General features: G+C 31.0%; 19 protein-coding genes. 7 read left to right on the top strand and 12 right to left on the bottom strand.

What is annotated here, in order from left to right; translation table 11 throughout:
* Positions 1-78 precede the first annotated feature (78 nt).
* A complete protein-coding gene (locus M6G78_RS04950; protein ID WP_138269180.1) occupies positions 79-954 on the bottom strand; it encodes a PHP domain-containing protein in 876 nt (291 codons plus the stop codon).
* A 13-nt stretch (positions 955-967) separates the two neighbouring features.
* Entirely contained in the window at positions 968-1,873 is a 906-nt protein-coding gene (locus M6G78_RS04945) for a PHP domain-containing protein (protein WP_171020631.1), read from the bottom strand.
* Between the two features lie 185 nt (positions 1,874-2,058).
* On the opposite strand from M6G78_RS04945, the gene M6G78_RS04940 reads away from it, so the two are divergent.
* Positions 2,059-2,616 carry a GNAT family N-acetyltransferase gene (locus tag M6G78_RS04940; RefSeq protein ID WP_138269178.1) on the top strand — a complete coding sequence of 186 codons (558 nt, stop codon included), beginning with the start codon at positions 2,059-2,061 and terminating at the stop codon, positions 2,614-2,616.
* Positions 2,617-2,627: 11 nt separating this feature from the next.
* On the opposite strand, the gene nrdG is transcribed toward M6G78_RS04940, so the two are convergent.
* The 6 genes from nrdG to M6G78_RS04910 form a co-directional block, all read right to left on the bottom strand.
* Positions 2,628-3,146 (bottom strand): anaerobic ribonucleoside-triphosphate reductase activating protein, encoded by a 519-nt coding sequence (gene nrdG / locus M6G78_RS04935; protein ID WP_138269177.1) that lies wholly within the window; start codon positions 3,144-3,146, stop codon positions 2,628-2,630.
* Positions 3,146-3,481 (bottom strand): anaerobic ribonucleoside-triphosphate reductase, encoded by a 336-nt coding sequence (nrdD, locus tag M6G78_RS04930; RefSeq protein ID WP_138269176.1) that lies wholly within the window; start codon positions 3,479-3,481, stop codon positions 3,146-3,148. Before nrdD ends, nrdG begins: the two co-directional genes overlap by 1 nt.
* An 11-nt stretch (positions 3,482-3,492) precedes the next feature.
* Complete coding sequence (locus M6G78_RS04925) at positions 3,493-5,826, bottom strand: anaerobic ribonucleoside triphosphate reductase (RefSeq protein ID WP_138269175.1); 2,334 nt, start codon at positions 5,824-5,826, stop codon at positions 3,493-3,495.
* Positions 5,827-6,088: 262 nt separating this feature from the next.
* Positions 6,089-6,841: a TIGR02206 family membrane protein gene (locus tag M6G78_RS04920; RefSeq protein ID WP_138269174.1), complete on the bottom strand. Its 753-nt coding sequence runs from the start codon at positions 6,839-6,841 to the stop codon at positions 6,089-6,091.
* Between the two features lie 151 nt (positions 6,842-6,992).
* The gene (gene ligA, locus M6G78_RS04915; protein ID WP_138269183.1) at positions 6,993-8,969 is read right to left on the bottom strand and encodes an NAD-dependent DNA ligase LigA; all 1,977 of its coding nucleotides are present in this window, start codon (positions 8,967-8,969) and stop codon (positions 6,993-6,995) included.
* 13 nt (positions 8,970-8,982) lie between these two features.
* Positions 8,983-11,178, bottom strand: coding sequence for a transglycosylase domain-containing protein (locus M6G78_RS04910; RefSeq protein ID WP_253229780.1), 2,196 nt, complete (start codon positions 11,176-11,178; stop codon positions 8,983-8,985).
* A gap of 130 nt (positions 11,179-11,308) precedes the next feature.
* Here M6G78_RS04910 and M6G78_RS04905 point away from each other — a divergent pair, with 130 nt between their 5' ends.
* The 5 genes from M6G78_RS04905 (at position 11,309) to M6G78_RS04885 (ending at position 15,459) form a co-directional block, all read left to right on the top strand.
* On the top strand, positions 11,309-12,118 hold the full coding sequence (locus M6G78_RS04905) for a glucosaminidase domain-containing protein (protein ID WP_253229779.1): 810 nt from the start codon (positions 11,309-11,311) through the stop codon (positions 12,116-12,118).
* A 138-nt stretch (positions 12,119-12,256) separates the two neighbouring features.
* Positions 12,257-12,907, top strand: a complete 651-nt coding sequence (locus tag M6G78_RS04900) for an HAD family hydrolase (RefSeq protein WP_253229778.1) — start codon at positions 12,257-12,259, stop codon at positions 12,905-12,907.
* A 1-nt stretch (position 12,908) separates the two neighbouring features.
* Positions 12,909-13,688, top strand: coding sequence for an HAD family hydrolase (locus M6G78_RS04895; protein WP_253229777.1), 780 nt, complete (start codon positions 12,909-12,911; stop codon positions 13,686-13,688).
* Positions 13,689-13,860: 172 nt separating this feature from the next.
* Entirely contained in the window at positions 13,861-15,096 is a 1,236-nt protein-coding gene (locus tag M6G78_RS04890; RefSeq protein WP_138269169.1) for an ammonium transporter, read from the top strand.
* A gap of 12 nt (positions 15,097-15,108) precedes the next feature.
* Entirely contained in the window at positions 15,109-15,459 is a 351-nt protein-coding gene (locus M6G78_RS04885; RefSeq protein WP_138269168.1) for a P-II family nitrogen regulator, read from the top strand.
* 43 nt (positions 15,460-15,502) lie between these two features.
* On the opposite strand, the gene M6G78_RS04880 is transcribed toward M6G78_RS04885, so the two are convergent.
* The 4 genes from M6G78_RS04880 to rplI all read right to left on the bottom strand — a co-directional run bounded on the left by M6G78_RS04880 (position 15,503) and on the right by rplI (position 18,566).
* Positions 15,503-15,982, bottom strand: coding sequence for a hypothetical protein (locus M6G78_RS04880; RefSeq protein WP_253229776.1), 480 nt, complete (start codon positions 15,980-15,982; stop codon positions 15,503-15,505).
* Between the two features lie 114 nt (positions 15,983-16,096).
* Positions 16,097-16,699, bottom strand: coding sequence for a hypothetical protein (locus tag M6G78_RS04875; RefSeq protein ID WP_253229775.1), 603 nt, complete (start codon positions 16,697-16,699; stop codon positions 16,097-16,099).
* A 15-nt stretch (positions 16,700-16,714) separates the two neighbouring features.
* The gene (dnaB, locus tag M6G78_RS04870; protein WP_253229774.1) at positions 16,715-18,088 is read right to left on the bottom strand and encodes a replicative DNA helicase; all 1,374 of its coding nucleotides are present in this window, start codon (positions 18,086-18,088) and stop codon (positions 16,715-16,717) included.
* Positions 18,089-18,122: 34 nt separating this feature from the next.
* On the bottom strand, positions 18,123-18,566 hold the full coding sequence (rplI, locus tag M6G78_RS04865) for a 50S ribosomal protein L9 (RefSeq protein WP_138269164.1): 444 nt from the start codon (positions 18,564-18,566) through the stop codon (positions 18,123-18,125).
* A gap of 177 nt (positions 18,567-18,743) precedes the next feature.
* On the opposite strand from rplI, the gene gatC reads away from it, so the two are divergent.
* A complete protein-coding gene (gene gatC, locus M6G78_RS04860; protein WP_138269163.1) occupies positions 18,744-19,028 on the top strand; it encodes an Asp-tRNA(Asn)/Glu-tRNA(Gln) amidotransferase subunit GatC in 285 nt (94 codons plus the stop codon).
* The last annotated feature ends 4 nt before the right edge of the window (positions 19,029-19,032 follow it).

The raw sequence follows: 19,032 nt of genomic DNA, 5'->3' as shown, positions 1-19,032 counted from the left end.
ATTACAAATTCCTTTTATAAAACCTTAACAATTTATAAACATTATTTTGTAAAAAAAAAAAAACGGCAAAACGCCGTTTTAAATTATTTTACTAACCCAATTTTCAATTAAATCATAACTTACATTCAAATCTCCCCTGCCTGTAAGAATCTTTATGTCAGGTTTAGGTGAGCCATGATAGTCACTTCCTCCACTTTTATAAATATTATGCTTATTTGCATAATCGATTAAAAATTCTCTGTCTTTTATAGAATGTTTTGCATGTAAAACTTCTACCCCATCAAGCCCAAAACTTCTTGCATAGTCAAGCATTTTTTCCACTCTATCATGTTCCATATGATGAATACAAGGATGAGCAAAAAATGCCATTCCGTCTGCTTCGTGAATAATATCTATTGTCTGCTTTATTGTTTTAAAAAATCTTGATTCATCAACATAAAAACTACTTTTTTTATTTGCACAATTATCCCAAAAAAACGCTGACGGATTCATAAGAGATGGATATTTTTTTATATTTTCTTCATGTCCTAATGCACTTATAATAGTTCTTTTATATCCCTCATTTTTTTCTCCGTCCTCTATTTTTAAACCATCATCAACTATAATTCCGTTTTTTCTAAATACATCAATATACTCTGTTAATAATTCTTTTTCTCTTTTAATATCCTCTTCTTTGGATTCAAGACTTTTTAAAATTTTTCTCATTTTCTCTATATCTATATTATATCCGAGTATATCCCTCATTTCACTTTCATAAGCACAGGAAAGCTCAACTGCAGGAATAATTTTTATTCCCATAGTATCAATGTCTTTTAAATCATCATATGCATTAACGGTATCGTGATCTGTAATAGAGATTAAACTTATATCTAAATCTTTTGCTTTTTGTATAATCTCTTTTGTACTGTCATCACCGTCAGAATTATTAGTATGTAAATGCAAATCTATATTCATAAAAACACCTTCTTTATTTTAATATTATTTTATCTACTTTATCTACCCAATCTTTAATCATATTATATGAAACTATTAAATCGCCTTTTCCTTTAACCATACTTATATCAGGTTTTGTTCCTCCGTGAAAATCACTTCCACCACTTTTATAAAGTTTATACTTTCTTGCAACTTCAGCAAGGAATAACTTATCATCAAAAGTATGCTGAGAATGCAGAACCTCTATACCGTCTATACCACATTCCATGGCATGATTTATAAGCTGAAGAGTCCTTAATTTGCCTATTCTGTACATACACGGATGAGCCAAAAAGGCAAGACCTCCCGCTTTATGTATAAGTTCTATTCCTTCTTTAATTGTAGGATATTCCTTTGATTCGTCTACAAAAAATTTACTGTCACTGTTTGAACAATAATTCCAAAAAAACATAGTAATTTTAGATATAAAAGGATACTTCTTTATATTTTCGGGATATTTTATAAGGCTGTTGTAAATTGTTATATACGCTTCGCTTTTATTTCCTCTATGAACTTCAAGCCCGTTGTCAAATACTATTCCGGCATCTCTGAAAACTCTTTTATATTCATTTAAAAGTCTTTTTTGTTTTTCAAGTTTTGCTTCTGGAGAATATCTTTCACTTACAAATTCATCTATAACCTTAGTATCAATCCCATATCCAAGGACATCTCTTATAACACCATCAAAAGAGCATCCAAGTTCCGTTGCGGGAATGATGTTTATCGGTTTATCTAATTTAAATGTTGTATTTTTAATATCTTCATATGCCTTTACATTATCATGATCCGTTATTGCCGCATAATCTACACCAAGTTCATTCATCATGTTTATCATTTGAGCGGGAGTAAAAGTTCCGTCTGAATACGTACTATGCATATGTAAATCTACTATTTTTTCCATAACAAACCTCATTTACAAATTTATAAATTTATTATATATCAATATTTTTTACTTTTCAATTAAGCAAAATAAATTAATATGCTATAATTATTTTATCACAATATACAATGTTTGGTATTTACAATGTAAAAAAGGAACAAATGTGAGAACACACAAAATTTATCCCAAAAAACAGGAGAAAGAAGATGAAAGAATATATTTGCGAGAGCGAAGACATAAAAATCAGAAAATTACAAGATACCGATGAAGAACTTACAATGCTTGGGAAGTGGAGAGATGACGAAAGAGTAAGCAGGTTTTACGGAGGTAGAGACAAAGATAACTCACTTGAAGGACTAAAGAAAAAATATCTTCCACGAATTCATGGTGAGGAAAATATGCAGTGCTGTATAATAGAATATAAAGGACAAGACAGCGGATATATGCAGTTCTTCCCTTTAAAAAAGGAAGCATACAAAGAACATAAACTTGAAAATTATAAAAATGCCTATGGAATAGATATATTTATAGCAGGTCACATGGGCCATAGCAAAGGGCTTGGTTCAAAATCTTTAAAAACATTGTATACATACCTTTTTAACGAAAAAAATGCCGACCTTGTAGAAATATGCCCAAGAACAGTAAACGAAAGAGCCGTTGCCGCATACAAAAAAGCAGGTTTTACTCCTCATTCAAAACTTGAAAAAGGAGAATTCTTTGAAGGTAAATGGTACGAAGAAACAGTAATGATAATCACAAAATAAAAAAGACTTCATTAGAAGTCTTTTTCTATTACATTATAATTATTTTCTATTGTCTTTTTAACATCTATTCTTCTTTGATTTGAACTGCCAACAAAGGTTTTATTATATGTCTTGTTTTCAATTTCAAATTTTCCATCCATAATATAATCATTAAGTTCAATAAGTTTAAGTATATATGGATTTTTTTTATTCATTTCAAGCAGCTCTTCAAATCTAAATCCTGTATATGTTATTAAAGATAAACCTTTTTCCTTAATTTTCTTTCCTAAAAAATATAAACTTTCTGCCTGCATAAAAGGCTCTCCTCCGGAGAATGTAACTCCGCTTAAAAGAGGATTTTGCCCAATTGCATTTAGCACTTTTTCATGAGAAACAATTTGCCCTCCATTAAAATCATGAGTTTGAGGATTATGACATTCAGGACAGTTATGAGGACAGCCTTGAACAAAAAGTGTAAATCTTATTCCGGGACCGTCCACAATTGATTCTCTTACTATTCCCGCAATTCTTATTTCTTTTTCTTGATCCATTATAAAGTTTCCATTTCAGAGTTAAGTGAATGTTTTACTCTGTCTGATTCTTCTGCTCTTTTTGCATCATTAAATCTATCAAGAGTTCCTACAAGGTAACCTGTTATTCTTCTTATTCTGTCGAAAGGAATCGGTTTTACTTTTGCACTTCTTCCAATAAAACCATCTTCGTCTGCATATAAATTAAGTTCAAGAACTTCGCTGTTTTTTTGTTTTTCAACATCTTTAATATATGCCTTAATTTCTTCTTTTGTTAAATCCTTTATTTCTCCGTAAACATATACGTTTGTTTCACCTATTTTTGTTTCATATGTTAGTTCTTTTGCTGTATTCATTTTTTTACCTCCTATAAACTTTCCATTTCAGAATTTAATGAATGTTTTACTCTGTCTGCCTCTTCCGCTCTTTTACCGTTATTAAATCTGTCTAATGTTCCAACTAAATAACCTGTTATTCTTCTTATTCTTTCAAAAGGCACTTCAGTATCATTTTCTTTTCTATGACAACATGGACATTCGTCATATATTACACCGTTATATCCGCAAACAGGGTCTCTGTCAACAGGATGGTTAATAGCACCGTAACCAAGACCCATTTCTTTCATACATCTTACTATTTTTTCAAATGCTTCAAGGTTCTTTGTTGTATCTCCGTCAAGTTCGACATATGTTATATGCCCCCCGTTTGTAAGTGCATGGAAAGGAGCTTCTTTCTTAATTTTTTCAAATGCACTTATTTCATATCCTACAGGAACATGGAATGAGTTTGTGTAATAATCTTTATCTGTTACACCAGGAATAATTCCATATCTCTTCTTATCCATTTTTACAAATCTACCAGATAATCCCTCTGCTGGAGTTGCAATTAAAGAGAAATTCAAATGAGTTTTATTTGTTATATCATCAAGTCTTTCTCTCATATGTTTAACAATTTCAAGACCAAGTTTTTCACTCTCTTCACTTTCACCATGATGCTTACCAACTAAAGCTGTAAGTGTTTCTGCAAGTCCGATAAAGCCAACTGTTAATGTACCGTGTTTTAATACTTCACCTACAGTATCATCAGGTTTAAGGTTTTCTGAATCAAGCCATACACCTTCACCCATTAAGAAAGGTGAATTTCTTACTGTCTTTGCACATTGTATTTTAAATCTATGTAAAAGTTGATCTGCACATAAATCAATTTTTTCATCTAATGTTTGATAGAATTTATCAATGTCTCCCTTTGCTTCAATAGCAAGTCTTGGTAAGTTAATTGATGTAAAGCTTAAGTTTCCTCTTCCTGTAACAATTTCTTTTGTCTTATCAACATTGGCCATAACCCTTGTTCTACATCCCATATATGCAATCTCAGTATCAGGATCTCCTTCTTTATAATATTGAAGATTGAATGGAGAATCTATAAATGAGAAGTTAGGGAATAATCTTTCGCTAGATACTTCCATTGCAAGTTTAAATAAATCATAGTTAGGATCTCCAGGATTATAATTTATTCCTTCTTTTACTTTAAAGATTTGAACAGGGAATATAGGAGTTTCTCCGTTTCCAAGTCCTGCTTTTGTTGCAAGAAGAATATTTTTTATAATCATTCTGCCTTCACTTGAAGTATCTGTTCCATAGTTAATTGAACTGAAAGGAACTTGCGCACCGGCTCTTGAATGCATTGTATTTAAGTTATGTACCAATGCTTCCATTGCTTGATATGTTGCTTTGTCTGTTTCTTTTAGAGAGCTTTTCTTTGTAAATGAAATCAATGTATCAATATCTTTATGATCCAATTTATCTAAAGCTTCTCTTTCAAGCTTCATAAACTCTTCATTATCATCTAATTTTGGATAAAGACCGCTTTTTTCTTCTATTTCTTTATATAATTCTTTTGCTACTTCTTCGCCGTTTTCCATACCTGCAAGAAGTTCCAATGCTTTACCCATGTTAGTTACATATATTTTCTTATAAGTTTTTTCAACTCCTGCTGATAAATCATAATCAAATTTTGGAATACTTTGTCCGCCATGTTGATCATTTTGGTTTGATTGAATAGCTATACAAGCAAGAGCAGAATAAGTTCTTATATCTTTTGGCTCTCTTATATATCCGTTACCTGTTGAAAATCCACCTTTGAATAATTTTGTTAAATCAATTTGACAGCATGTTGTTGTTAAAGTATAAAAGTCTAAATCGTGAATATGAATATCACCTTTTGAATGAGCTGCAGCATGTTTTTCATCTAAAATAAACATACCATAGAAGTTTTTTGCACCTTCAGAACCATATTTAAGCATAGTTCCCATTGCAGTATCACCGTTAATATTGGCATTTTCTCTTTTAACATCATTTTCTATTGAACTTTTGAAAGTTAAATCTTCATAAATTTTCATAAGAGTTGTATTCATTTCTCTTACTTTATTTCTTTCGGCTCTATATAAAATATAATTTTTTGCAGTTTTAGCATGTCCACTTTCAATTAGTGTCTTTTCTACTATATCTTGTATTTGTTCAACAGTTGGAATAATGTCAACATATCTTTCATTTAATATTTTATCAACTTGATCAGATAGTTCTCTGGCTATTTGATAATCCTGCCCGCCAACAGCTTCCGCAGCCTTATAAATAGCATCTGTTATCTTTCTTTTTTCATATTTGCTTGTTCTTCCGTCTCTTTTTAAAATCTCTGTTACCATAATTATTTCTCCATATATATTAATAAAATTATATTTCTCCACTGAACGTATTCAATTATATCTTGTGCATATTACTTTGTCAAGCAGAAAAGATACACAATATATAGTGTTTTAAATAATAAAAATAATAATCCGATATATTCATGTAATAAAATACTTTTACTGTTATGTTTAACTGAATTTTATTTGTAATTTTAATTTTGATTTTGCTTTTCAAGTATTTTTATCCAATAAAAAAAGACTAATGATTTTACATTAGTCTTTATACAATTTCTTCCATTTTATTTTGTCTCGAATAAGCTATCTGCCATGGAGCATACATAAGCACCCAAACAAATAAAACAAGCAACAAAGCTGCAGGAATATAAAAATTTCCAAACACATTATATAGTATCTCAAGAGGAGAGCCTGGTGCAGGAGAACTTAAAAACATAAAATTTGTTCCCCATGCTTTATTCATAAAATATACGGGAACGGCAATTATACCAACTAACAATGCTGTCTTTGGCAAAACTTTATAATTAGGTTTTAATCTTGCGCTATATAAAAGCATAAATACAAATACAACAAGCCATGTATGAATGGTAAAAGAATTTATGCATGAAAAATGAAGCATTGGATATTCTGTCCAATCAGGGAATAATAATGCTGCCATTGCTCCGGGAAGAGAAAGCGCATATAAATATTCACCGCAAATTTTCCCGGGTTTGAAAGCATACCAAAAAGTAAAAAATATAGATATACCGCATAAATGAAATGGTAAATGCCCAAGATTAAAAGTTCCTGCATAAATATGAATAATATCTTTAATGATTTCTTGTATAACTATAACTATTGCAAAAATTTTTAATATTTTATTTTGTTTTTCATAATCGGCTTTTTTAAATATACGGCACATATAAACTATAAATAATGCTATAGCAATAAGCCAGGTTAAATGTTCAACTCCGTATGTACTCCATGTTAAATTTGTAGGAATATCTTCCGGTCTTGAAAAAAAATATTTTAATGTCATTTATTCTTGTCCTTATTTTTTATTGTAACAGTAAATTAAATAATTTTAATTTCTCAATTTTGATGTTACAAATACATTATAATACATTTTATTTTAATATTACAAAATTTATCTATTTTTTACATAAAAAAAGAACTTCAAAAGAAGTTCTTTATATCATTTTTTCGAAATCATCTTCAGAAATTATTTTTATTCCAAGAGTCTTTGCTTTTTCTTCTTTACTTCCTGCATTTTCACCGGCAAGAACATAAGTAGTTTTTTTACTTACGGAAGAAGAAACTTTACCTCCGTAGCTTTCAATTATCTTCTTCGCATCATTTCTTTTATATTTGGATAATGTTCCCGTTAAAACGAATGTCATACCTTCAAACTTCAAATCTTCGTTTTCTTCATTAATATATTCCATATTAACTCCTAAAGATTTTAACTTATTAATCAAAGATATTTTCTTTTCATTATTAAAGAACTTTATAATTTCATTTGCCATCTTATCCCCTATTTCATTAATAGATATAAGATCATCATATGTGGCGTTCATTAAATTATCCATACTTTTAAATTCTTTTGCGAGAAGTTTTGCTCCCTGCTTTCCAACTAAATTTATGGACAGCGCAAAAATCAAATCCTCAAGAGAATTTTCTTTTGATTTTTCTATTGCTTCAATCATGTTTAAAACGGATTTTTCACCCATTTTTTCCATTTGTTCTATTTGTTCTTTTTTATCTTTTAATCTGTAAATATCGCTTACATCTTGAATTAAGTCCGCTTCAATTAAGTTTTCCAAAACTCTCTCTCCCAAAGTATCAATATTCATCGCATCCCTTGAAGCAAAATGAATTATTTCTCTGGAAATTTTAGCCGGACAGTCTATATTTACGCATTTTATTGCGCTTATGCCTTCTTCCCTTACAACTTCATGACCACATACAGGACAAGTCTTTGGCATTTCAAAGATTATTTCTTCACCATTTCTTTCTTCTTTTACGGAACTTACAACCTGAGGAATTATTTCTCCGGCTTTTTTTACTATAACTTTATCCCCTATTCTTATGTCATTGTCTTTTATATAATCTTCATTGTGAAGAGTTGCACGACTTACAAAAGACCCATCTATATTTACACCTTCTAAAATTGCAACAGGGGTCAATGTTCCGGTTCTTCCTACATTTACAATAATATCCTTTAGTAAGGTTTTTACCTTTGTTTCACTAAATTTATAAGCAATTGCCCACCTTGGATTTTTATTTGTAGAACCTAAAACTTCTCTATCTCTTAAATTATCAAGTTTTATTACAGCTCCATCTATTTCATAAGGTAGTTTTTTTCTCTCCTCTTCTTTTTCATTTAAAGCCTTAAATATTTCATTTATATTACTAAACTTTTTATATTCACTTACTTTAAATCCAAGAGTTTTTAAATAATCAAGACTTTCACTATGAGAAGAAAGTTCCACCTCGTCTATATGCTCTAAATTAAATATAAAACAATCCAAATCCCTCTTTGCCGCAACTTTTGAATCAAGCTGTCTTATTGAACCTGCTGCCATATTTCTAGGATTTGCAAAAAGACTTTCTCCGTCTTTTTCTCTTTGCTTATTAATCTTTTCAAAGTTATCTTTATATATTAAAACTTCGCCCCTTACGGTCAAATTAACATCTTTGTTTAATTTAAGAGGAATTGTTTTTATGGTTTTAACATTTAAAGTAACATCTTCACCAACTTCACCGTCTCCTCTTGTTGCTCCTGTTTTTAATATACCATTTTCATAAGTAAGAACTATAGTTAGTCCGTCAAACTTATTTTCCAATGTATATACAGGATTTTCTATTTCTTTTTTAACTCTATTATCAAACTCTAAAAGTTCGTCAAAAGAAAAAGCATTAGCCAAGCTAAGCTGCTTATACTCATGCTTTACTTTTTCAAACCCATCAAGAGCCTTTCCCCCTACCCTGTCGGTAGGGGAATATTCTTTTTTGTACTCAGGATATTCTTCTTCAAGCTTCATAAGCTTTCTAAGAAGCATATCATATTCATAATCAGAAATACTTGGATTATCTTCCTCATAATATTTTCTGTTATGTTCCAATAATTCTTCTGTTAATTGTTCTATTTCTTTTTTTGCATCTATCATATTTTACCTTCTAAAATATATGAAGTTTATTACATTTCTTTGTTGGCTCGCTTCCTTTTATATAATATCTGATTTCTTTGTTTGCATTATCGCACTTTTCTTCATTAAATAAAAGTCCGCTGGCACTATCTACAGTAACCTGAGTAACAACTCTATTTTTATATTTATCCACTTCATCTTGTGGAATAGAGATAGTTTCAACTTCAAGTCTTGTAAAGTATTCTCTATCCGTTACATCAATATTATCTTTTACAACCAATAAACTAGTGTAATTTACTTCTTCTTCTGTATCTGAAGAAGAATTTTCACTTACATTTGCAATCTTACCAAAATCATCTATTTCATCTGTATTATTTACATATCTTGAATAGAAAGATGCAACTCCTGATGAAGAAATACCATATATAACATCATTTTCAGGTGTTCCAACCCAAATACTTGTTGCTAAATTACCTGTTACGCCACAGAACCAGAAATCTTTATCATCATTTGTAGTACCTGTCTTACCAAATGTTTCATATTGAGTCTGAGCCAATGTACCTGTACCTGATGTTACAACACCTTTCATACATTCAACTATTCCTTCATTTGCTTCACTTGTTCTTATGCGTTCTGCTTTTGCTTCTTCTCTTTCATAAAGAACGTCACCGTCTTTTGTTGTTATCTTTTCAACGAAATAATAAGGATATTTTTCTCCGTCATTTGCAAATGTCGAATATGCACTGGCAAGTTCCAAAGGTTTTAAGCCATAAGTAAGACCTCCAAGGGCAAATGCATAGTTATTATCATTATAAACAGCATTATCCTCAACATCTACAAGAGTTGTAAATCCAAAGTCTTTTACAGCATTATATCCTTCTAAATTGCCGTTTTCATCAGTTCCCAGTTCTTCAAAAAGTCTTAAACATGCTGTATTTAATGAATTTGTAATAGCCTGTTTAATTGTAACCCTTCCATAATATCTGTTACCCGCATTTTTAGGTGAATACCCATAAAGATTAATCGGACCGTCTTGAACGGTAGTATATATAGATTTATCAGGGAGTTCTAAATATTTGGATACATATAGAGGTTTTATGGTACTTCCCGGCTGACGAGGAGTATTTGCCATATCAATAGATGATGCACCTCCATAATATGCAAGAACCTTTCCATTAGAACCATCTACAGTAACAAAAGCCATATCCGCTCTATCAGTAAGACCATATGCAGACATAAATTCTTTTACACTTTTTATACCTGAAGTTTGTAAACTCATATTCATACTGCAATAAATCTTAAGCCCGTCCTGATTAATCATCTGTTCAACTTTTGCTTTTGCAGCATCTTCACTCATTTGGTCTTTTTCAGTAAAACTTTTTACCAATACATCTTGAGCTTCATCCAAAACTTGTTGAGAATAAGCACCACAGCCTTCTCTTGTTCTTCCATTAAATCCTTTTTCAGAATCTCCTTCTTTTATAGAAATCTTTACTGCTTTTGCTTCTTCACATTCTTCTTCAGTTATATATCCGCTTTCTACCATTGCATCCAAAACTTCTTCTTTTCTTATTTTGGATTGTTCATAACCTGAATCTGTAGTTGGATTGTAAACGGTAGGAGCCTGTGGAATACCTGCAAGCAAAGCACATTCTTCTAAAGTTAAATCCTGTACATGCTTACCAAAAAATCTCTTTGAAGCTTCTTCAACACCATATGTTCCTTGCCCCATAAATACATCGTTAAGATAAATTTCCAAAATTTCTTCTTTTGTAAATTCCTGTTCAAATTTTACTGCAAGTAAAATTTCTTTTATCTTTCTTGTATAAGTTCTCTCATCAGATAAGAATAATCTTCTTACAACCTGCTGTGTTAGTGTTGAAGCACCTTCGTGAATACCGTCTCCTTTTAGATTAACCACAATGGCTCTTAATATACCTTTAATATCAAATCCGTGATGTTGATAAAATCTTCTATCTTCAACGGCAACAACTGCATTAACAAGATCATCAGGCATATCATCAATGGAAACAAGGGTTCTGTTTTCATCATAAACTTCACCAACCAACTGATTATCCTCTGTTAAAATTTGAGTTTTAAGTTTAGGAGAATAAGTATATCCCGAAATATCAGGTAAGCTAAGGGAAACAGAAACAAATAAAGTTGCTCCCGCCAAAATAATACCAATTATAAAAATACCAATGATTTTTGTTAATGTTTTTCTCAATTTAGTACCCTTTCATTAAACAAATTATATTTATAATTTAATTATTTATCATTATTAAAAATTACAAAAAAATTATTTTTTTTAATTTATAATAATAATAATATAAAAAATGTAAAAAAAGAGGCTTTTAATGAATTATTCACAAAATTTTAATAAATTTCACATAATTATTTTATTCACCTTGATAACTTTATTAATATTACCACTTTTTATGCCTTTAGTAAATGGAAAGAATGAAAAAAAACTCACTAAAATAATGGGTGAAAACTGCGAGTGTAGCGCAAATCAAATGTATACATATCTAATAAAAAACAACGATAAAAAAGGCAATAATCCCATTACTAAAAAGTATGCACAAGACTTCGTCAAAACAACCATTAAAGAAGCAAAAAAAGAAGGTGTAAGAGCAGATATAGCATTTGCATTAATGATGCATGAAACAGGATATTTAAATTTTAACGGAGATGTAAAAAAAGAACAAAATAACTTTGCAGGACTTGGAACCACGGGAGGAGGAGTAAAAGGTGCAAGTTTTAAAACAATGGAAATAGGAATAAGAGCCGTAATTCAGCATTTAAAGTGCTATGCTTCAACCAAACCTTTAAATGGGAAATGTGTTGACCCGAGATGGAACGACTCCCTTAGAGGAAAAGCCATATATGTGGAATACCTTGGATACTCTGATAATCCTTACAAAAAAGGATGGGCTTATCCCGGCAAAGGATACGGAAACAAAGTTTTAACTCATTTAAACAAAATAAAAAATATAAATAAAGCAGAAGATATGACAGAAGAAAATATTGTTTTACAAAGAAAAGAGGCAATAAACAAAACCTTAAGCATATTGCTAAACCTATTACTAATCTACTTTCTATTTCTATTATTTCATAAAATTAACAAAAAAGAGAAATCTAATATCAGAAGAAGCCATTATCGCTAAATAACATATATTTAATTTACATTCTTATAAGACCATAAATATTTAATTCCACTTCATAAATAACGATAACCATCTAAATATAATTGAAAAAAATACTTTGCTATTATAAAATAATATATAAAGAAAAGAGGAATAATTATGAAATATAACACTGTAATATTTGATTTTGACGGAGTAATAGTAGACTCATGGCTTGGAATAGCAAAAGGATTTGTAAAGGCACTTGGAGCATATGGAATAACGGAAACAATAGAAAACGTAAAAAAAATGATTGGACCTCCTTTTGCAAAACTAATAATTGAAAAGTACGGATTTGACCAAGAAGAAGGCAAAAAAGCCATTATGATACATAGAAAATACGTACAAGAACATGGATGTTTTGAAGCAACGTTGTATGATGGAGTTTATGAAATGCTACAAACTCTTGATAACATGGGAGTACAAATGGCAATAGCCTCAAATAAACCAATAGAAAATGTAAAACTTCAAATAAAATATTTTGAAATAGAAAAATTTTTTAAAGAAGTAATTGCACAGGATACAATGCAGACAAGAGGAGAAAAATCAGATTTGGTTAAAGAAGCCATGGATAAATTAAACATTAAAGATCCTAAAAAGGTTCTAATGATAGGAGATAAACCTACCGATATAATAGGAGGCAAAAAAAATGGCACTTATGCAGTTATGGCAGATTATGGCTATGGCAGTGAAGAAGAAAAAGAAACTTGCAATGCCAATTACCATATAAAGACACCTCTTGAGCTTATAAACATCGTAAAGGGTGAATAAAATGATAAAGTTGCTTATTTTAGATCTGGATAAAACCTTACTGAGAGATGACGGAACCATATCAAAAGAGGATAAAAATGCAATACAATTATGCAAAGAAAAAGGAATTAAAACAAGCATAATATCCGGCAGAAACGAAGAATCCATGATAGACATAGTAAAAGAACTTGATTTATTTAAAAGTGTACATATAGGCGTAAACGGAGCCATATTAATAGATTACAAAAATGGTATAAAAGAACTTGTTACGATAGACAACGACGTATATTCATTTTTGGTAAAAAAATTCAATGAAGAAAACCGAGACTTTATGCCTCTTAACAAAGACGGTTACTTTTACGACAAAAAAGGTCCTTTATATGAAGATGTGATAACTTGGATAAAAGAAGAAAGCTTAAAAAAGGGAGATTTAAGCACGTTAAAAGATTGTTACAGAATTTCCGTACGTTTTGAAAATGAAAAGGACCTTGAACATTTAAAAAGTTATCTGCCAAAGAGCATGTACGGAACCGTTGACAGAAACGTATATGACATAAGACCGACAAAAGTAAATAAATTTACAGGGCTTAAAGAACTTATGAAACATTATAACGTAACAAAAGACGAAATTGCCACGATAGGTGATCAAGGAAGCGATATAGAACTTTTAAAAAACACAAAATATTCTTTTGCAGTCAAAAATGCATCCGAAGACGCAAAAAAGGCAGCCAAATTTTTACTTAACAAAACCAATAACGAAAATGCGGTGAGTGAAATGATAAAGATAATTTTAAAAGCATAAAAATACATAAACTTTTATATTTATCAAATAAATTATTATTTTTTGGTTGACATTTAAATAATTAACTGATATAATTCATAAATATTAAAAATAAAAAGCAAGGGCGCTTAGAAATTAATTTCTAAGTGCCTTTTTTGTTTTTTATTAAATTATAAAAAACGGGGGTAATAAAATGAATACTGGAAACACTGGTTTTATTTTGATTTGTGCCGCATTGGTTTTTCTTATGACACCGGGCTTGGCATTTTTCTACGGAGGTCTTGTAAGAAGAAAAAATGTCGGTAACACAATGATGGCATGTGGCATAATCATGGGTATCGCAATCGTTATGTGGGTATTATTCGGATATGCTTTGTCATTCGGAGGAGATCACGGAGGAATTATCGGAGGAAGCAAATGGTTTGGATTTTCGGGAGTAGGAATGGAACCCGATTATTATTCCGACACCATTCCAAATTTGGCATATGCGGCATTTCAAATGATGTTTGCCGTAATTACACCGGCATTGATTACGGGTTCGGTCGCAGGAAGAATGAAATTCAAAGCATTGGTACCTTTTATAATTCTTTGGTCTTTGATAGTTTATTATCCTTTGGCCCATATGGTATGGGGAGAAAACGGATTTTTGGCTTCAATCGGTTCCGTTGATTTCGCGGGAGGAAATGTCGTACATATAAGTTCAGGAGTAAGCGGACTTGTACTTGCGTTAATGCTCGGAAAAAGAAAAGGATTTGAGCAAGGATTCAAAGGTCACAATACACCGTTTGTATTTTTGGGTGCAGGATTGTTATGGTTCGGTTGGTTCGGATTTAACGCAGGAAGTGCTCTTGCGGCAGACGGACTTGCGGCACACGCATTTATGACAACGGCGGTTTCATCGGCAGCAGCTCTTGTTTCTTGGGCTCTTATTGAAACTTTGAAAAACGGAAAACCTACATTAGTCGGAGCTTCAACGGGTCTTGTGGTAGGTCTTGTCGGAATAACTCCGGGAGCCGGATATGTTCCGATTTGGGCAGCGATTATAATAGGTCTGCTCGTCAGCCCAATATGCTACTTTGGCGTTTCATTCTTAAAAGGAAAATTAAAAATCGATGATGCATTGGATGCATTCGGATGCCATGGAATAGGCGGTATATGGGGTGGTATTGCAACCGGATTGTTTGCAATGACTTCTATCAATTCCGTAGCTCAATGGAACGGATTGGTTTTTGGAGACATAAAATTGTTTGCGGCTCAATTAATAGGTATAGTCGTATCAATACTAATTGCAGCTATAGGAACATTCATCTGTGCAAAAATCGTTGGAATCTTCACTCCGCTTCGTGTAACCCAAAAAGAAGAAAAGATAGGTTTGGACGTAACACAACACGGAGAAAGTGCATACCCGTCATTTAACGGATTGGATTAAGGAGGATATATTATGATAATCAAGATAGAAGCAATTGTAAGAGAAGAAAAACTGGAAGACGTTAAAGACGCTTTAAATAAAATAGGCGTAAACGGAATTACCGTTTCCCAGGTAATGGGCTGCGGAGCTCAAAAAGGATTTAGCGAATATGTAAGAGGAACAAAAGTTGACATAATGATGAGACCAAAAATTAAATTTGAAATCGTGGTTTCTTCCGAAGAATGGGAAGCCAAAACAATAAAAGCCATTGAAGAATCCGCCTTTACCGGAGAAGTCGGAGACGGAAAAATCTTCAGCTACGAAATAAGAAACGTAAAAAGAATCAGAACAAAAGAAACTGGAAAAGATGCTTTACAAGATTAAGTAAGATAAAAAATAAAACCGACTTTTTAAGTCGGTTTTATGTCTATTCCGCATTTTCGGCATTTAAGTTATTCAAATTCCTTAATTTCCCCGATAAATAGTTACATACGGGAGAAGCAACAAGTATGTTTAAGAAAAATGCCATACAAAAATTTCTCGGCCATACATTAAAGTAATTATTTAAAACATCAGCGAAGCTTTCCCCTCCTATTATACCTCCTATTACTGTCATTATCATTGACATGAACGTAACTATAAATACCGCATTAAACAACATAAAAGCAAGACTGCTTTTTTCTTCTTTCAAAAATGTTTTTATAATATAATCTTTTGCCTTTCCTACCACTAAATTTTGAATAATATACGCCGCTATAAATACAAAAATAAATGTATTAAAACTCTCAATAAAAACATTAATATTTAATGCGCCTAAATGCAGAACTGTTTCAAATAAATTCATGCCAAATACCATTATAAAACACATTATAATTCCTCTTACAAATTCTGTTTTACGTCTTTCCATATTTACCTCCAAAAAAATAACGCGCAGTCATAAACTGGATTTACGCCATTTTATGACCACGCGTTTTAATATATTTTATCATATTTTTTTATTTTAAGTAAGAATAAATTTTAATTATTCATCATAAGAACCATATTCAAATTCAAAATCATCATCGTAATTTATTTCTTTTTTTATTGGAACTTCTTTTCTGTTTTTCACACTTTTAATTGATTTTGAAATAACATTACCTGCTTTTTTCTTTGGAGCAGAAACTGCTTTACTTTTTCTTACAGGTTTTTTAAGAGTTGGTTCCGGATAATCTTCATCAACACTTGCTTTAATTTGTTGTGTTAAAGACATATCTGCTTTTTCAAAATGAAGAGCTTCTCCTTCTTCATCCTCTACATCAAGAAAAGACATATTATCTTCATTAATCATATTATCTTTCAAATAGTCATAGCTGTTTGCCTTTGAATCATTTGTATAATCTTTTGAAAGATTTAATTCTTCTCTTAATTCTCTTATTGGAGAAGTATCTTCTTCTTCATAATATATTTCTTCTTCAACTAAATCTTTATTATATTTTGTAAAGAAGAAAAGTCCTGCAAAAATAATAACAGCAACCAAAAGAATAAATGCATTTCCTAAAATAAACAAAACTCCCGAAACAAGCATTGTTACCGCCAAAGGTATCAATACCTTAACAATAAAATCTTTTTCAAAAATATCTCTCATTTTTAAATTCATCTCCTATCCTAAATTCTCATCACTATAAGCCTCTGAGCTTGTAGGGTCATCTTCTATTGTAATAAATTTAGTGTATTCACCTCTAAATTTAAGTTTTACAGTACCAACACTACCATTTCTGTGTTTTGCAATAATTACTTCTGTGGAATCATCTTCGCTTTCAGGATTATAATATTTATCTCTGTAAAGAAGCATTACAAGGTCGGCATCCTGTTCTATGGCTCCAGATTCTCTTAAATCCGAAAGCATTGGTCTTTTATTCGTCCTTGCTTCAGGACCACGAGAAAGCTGACTTAATGCAATGATAGGACAATCAAGTTCTTTTGCGATTGATTTTAATGTTCTTGAAATGGTTGAAATTTCTTGTTGTCTGCTTTCGCTTCTTTCATTTATTGTCATAAGCTGCAAATAGTCGATAATTATTAAATCAAGACCTTCTGTTGCTTTTAATTTTCTACATTTTCTTCTAAGTTCCCCTACGGAAATACCCGAAGTATCATTTATAAACAATTTTACTTTTTTCTCTCTTATTTCCCTTACGGTATCATATAAACTTGACCATTCACTCGGAAAAATATTGGCTATTCTAAGTCTTGAAGAATCTACTTCAGCTTCTCCCGACATAATTCTGTTTGCAAGTTGTCTCGTTGGCATTTCAAGAGAAAAAATGGCAACTGATTTTTTGTATCTTATAGCGGCATTTTGAGCAATATTTACAGCAAGAGCAGTTTTACCCATACTTGGTCTTGCAGCTATTAAAACCATATCTCCTTTTTGGAAACCTGATGTTATATCATCAATGGCAGCAAAACCTGAAGGAACTCCGATTACTTTTTCATCTAATTTTTGTATTCTGTTTAATTCGTTGACAGCATCACTTACAGCTGTTGAGAGGGATGTAAAGTCCGTTGTGCTGTTATCCATGGATATATTATAAACGGCTCTTTGAGCTTCTTCTATTATATCAAAAGATTCTATAGAATCTCCATAACACTGATCAATAACACTCCCAAGCTCTCTAATAAGCCTTCTTCTTATTGACTTTTCTTTAATAATTGTACAATAATCATCAACATGATTTGTTGATATAACACTGTCTCCTATTTTGGTTAAAAACTCATATCCGCCTATTTTGTCAAATACATTATTTTCTTTCAATTCATTTGAAAGAGTCAATGTATCTACCGCTTTTCCTCTATCGGCAAGGGAAACAATGGCTTTATAAACCCACTTATGTTCTCCGTCGTAAAAATCGTCTTCACTTAAGACTTCCTTTACGATATTTACAGTTTCACTGTCTATAAGCATACAACCAAGAACACATCTTTCTGTTTCACTGCTATGCGGCATGACCTTTAAACTTAATTTATCTGCCAATTTTCGCTCCTTGTATTAATTACTTATATTAATATTATTCACTTACAACATTAATTTTTACACTTGCAACAACATTCTCAAATAGTTTAACTTTAACTTCGTATTCACCTTGGTTTTTTATGTTATCCATAACAACTTTTCTTTTATCGATTTTTAATCCGCTTGCTTTTTCTATTGCATCACTTACATCCATTGAAGTAACAGAACCGTAAAGTTTACCGTCAGGACCTGATTTAGCTTTTAAATCAACTTTAATTTTTTCAAGTTGTTCTTTCTTTTCTTTTGCTTCAGCAACATTTTTTGCATGATTTTCTTTTTCAAGTCTTATTTCTTCTTCCATTTTTTCTATATTGGCTTTTGTCGCTTCAACAGCTTTGCCTTGTTTAAATAAAAAGTTATTTGCATAACCTGTTTTTACGTTTTTAATTTCTCTTCTTTTTCCGATACCTTTTATATCTTCAAGTAATATTACTTTCACGCGCTATCCTCCTATTATATTTAATTATTCCTATTATAGCACAAGTTATTAAAATAATAATAAAAAATTATTAGAAGATCATTAATATATTACATTAATGAGTATTGTTTCTTGACTATTGTTTACAAAAAAAGTAAAATAAATTAATAGTTAAATTATGTTTACGAGGAGATTATTATGAAAGTAACAAAAGATGATGTATTATATACAGCTTCACTTGCAAAATTAAAAATAAGCGAAGAAGAAGCAGAAAAATACACAGATACACTTGAAAAACAGCTTGATTACGCAAAAGCACTTGATAATATAGATACAGATGGAATAAAACCTTTAGCCCATGTTTTAAATCTTGAAAATGTAGTAAGAGAAGATGAAGTAAAAGAGGGATTAACAATAGAAGAAGCATTACAAAATGCTCCAAGCAAAGACGAAAGATGTATAAACGTTCCTAAAATGTTATAAACCG

It is taken from the genome of Anaerofustis sp. NSJ-163, assembly GCF_024135845.1.
Taxonomy (GTDB): Bacteria; Bacillota; Clostridia; order Eubacteriales; family Anaerofustaceae; genus Anaerofustis; species Anaerofustis butyriciformans.
The sequence above is the reverse complement of the archived record's forward strand: the minus strand, read 5'-3'. Positions and strand labels throughout refer to the sequence as shown.

Coding starts and splice junctions, on each gene's coding strand:
- M6G78_RS04950 (WP_138269180.1), bottom strand. CDS start 954: ATGAATATAGATTTGCATTTACATACTAATAATTCTGACGGTGATGAC.
- M6G78_RS04945 (WP_171020631.1), bottom strand. CDS start 1,873: ATGGAAAAAATAGTAGATTTACATATGCATAGTACGTATTCAGACGGA.
- M6G78_RS04940 (WP_138269178.1), top strand. CDS start 2,059: ATGAAAGAATATATTTGCGAGAGCGAAGACATAAAAATCAGAAAATTA.
- nrdG (WP_138269177.1), bottom strand. CDS start 3,146: ATGGATCAAGAAAAAGAAATAAGAATTGCGGGAATAGTAAGAGAATCA.
- nrdD (WP_138269176.1), bottom strand. CDS start 3,481: ATGAATACAGCAAAAGAACTAACATATGAAACAAAAATAGGTGAAACA.
- M6G78_RS04925 (WP_138269175.1), bottom strand. CDS start 5,826: ATGGTAACAGAGATTTTAAAAAGAGACGGAAGAACAAGCAAATATGAA.
- M6G78_RS04920 (WP_138269174.1), bottom strand. CDS start 6,841: ATGACATTAAAATATTTTTTTTCAAGACCGGAAGATATTCCTACAAAT.
- M6G78_RS04905 (WP_253229779.1), top strand. CDS start 11,309: ATGAATTATTCACAAAATTTTAATAAATTTCACATAATTATTTTATTC.
- M6G78_RS04900 (WP_253229778.1), top strand. CDS start 12,257: ATGAAATATAACACTGTAATATTTGATTTTGACGGAGTAATAGTAGAC.
- M6G78_RS04895 (WP_253229777.1), top strand. CDS start 12,909: ATGATAAAGTTGCTTATTTTAGATCTGGATAAAACCTTACTGAGAGAT.
- M6G78_RS04890 (WP_138269169.1), top strand. CDS start 13,861: ATGAATACTGGAAACACTGGTTTTATTTTGATTTGTGCCGCATTGGTT.
- M6G78_RS04885 (WP_138269168.1), top strand. CDS start 15,109: ATGATAATCAAGATAGAAGCAATTGTAAGAGAAGAAAAACTGGAAGAC.
- M6G78_RS04880 (WP_253229776.1), bottom strand. CDS start 15,982: ATGGAAAGACGTAAAACAGAATTTGTAAGAGGAATTATAATGTGTTTT.
- M6G78_RS04875 (WP_253229775.1), bottom strand. CDS start 16,699: ATGAGAGATATTTTTGAAAAAGATTTTATTGTTAAGGTATTGATACCT.
- gatC (WP_138269163.1), top strand. CDS start 18,744: ATGAAAGTAACAAAAGATGATGTATTATATACAGCTTCACTTGCAAAA.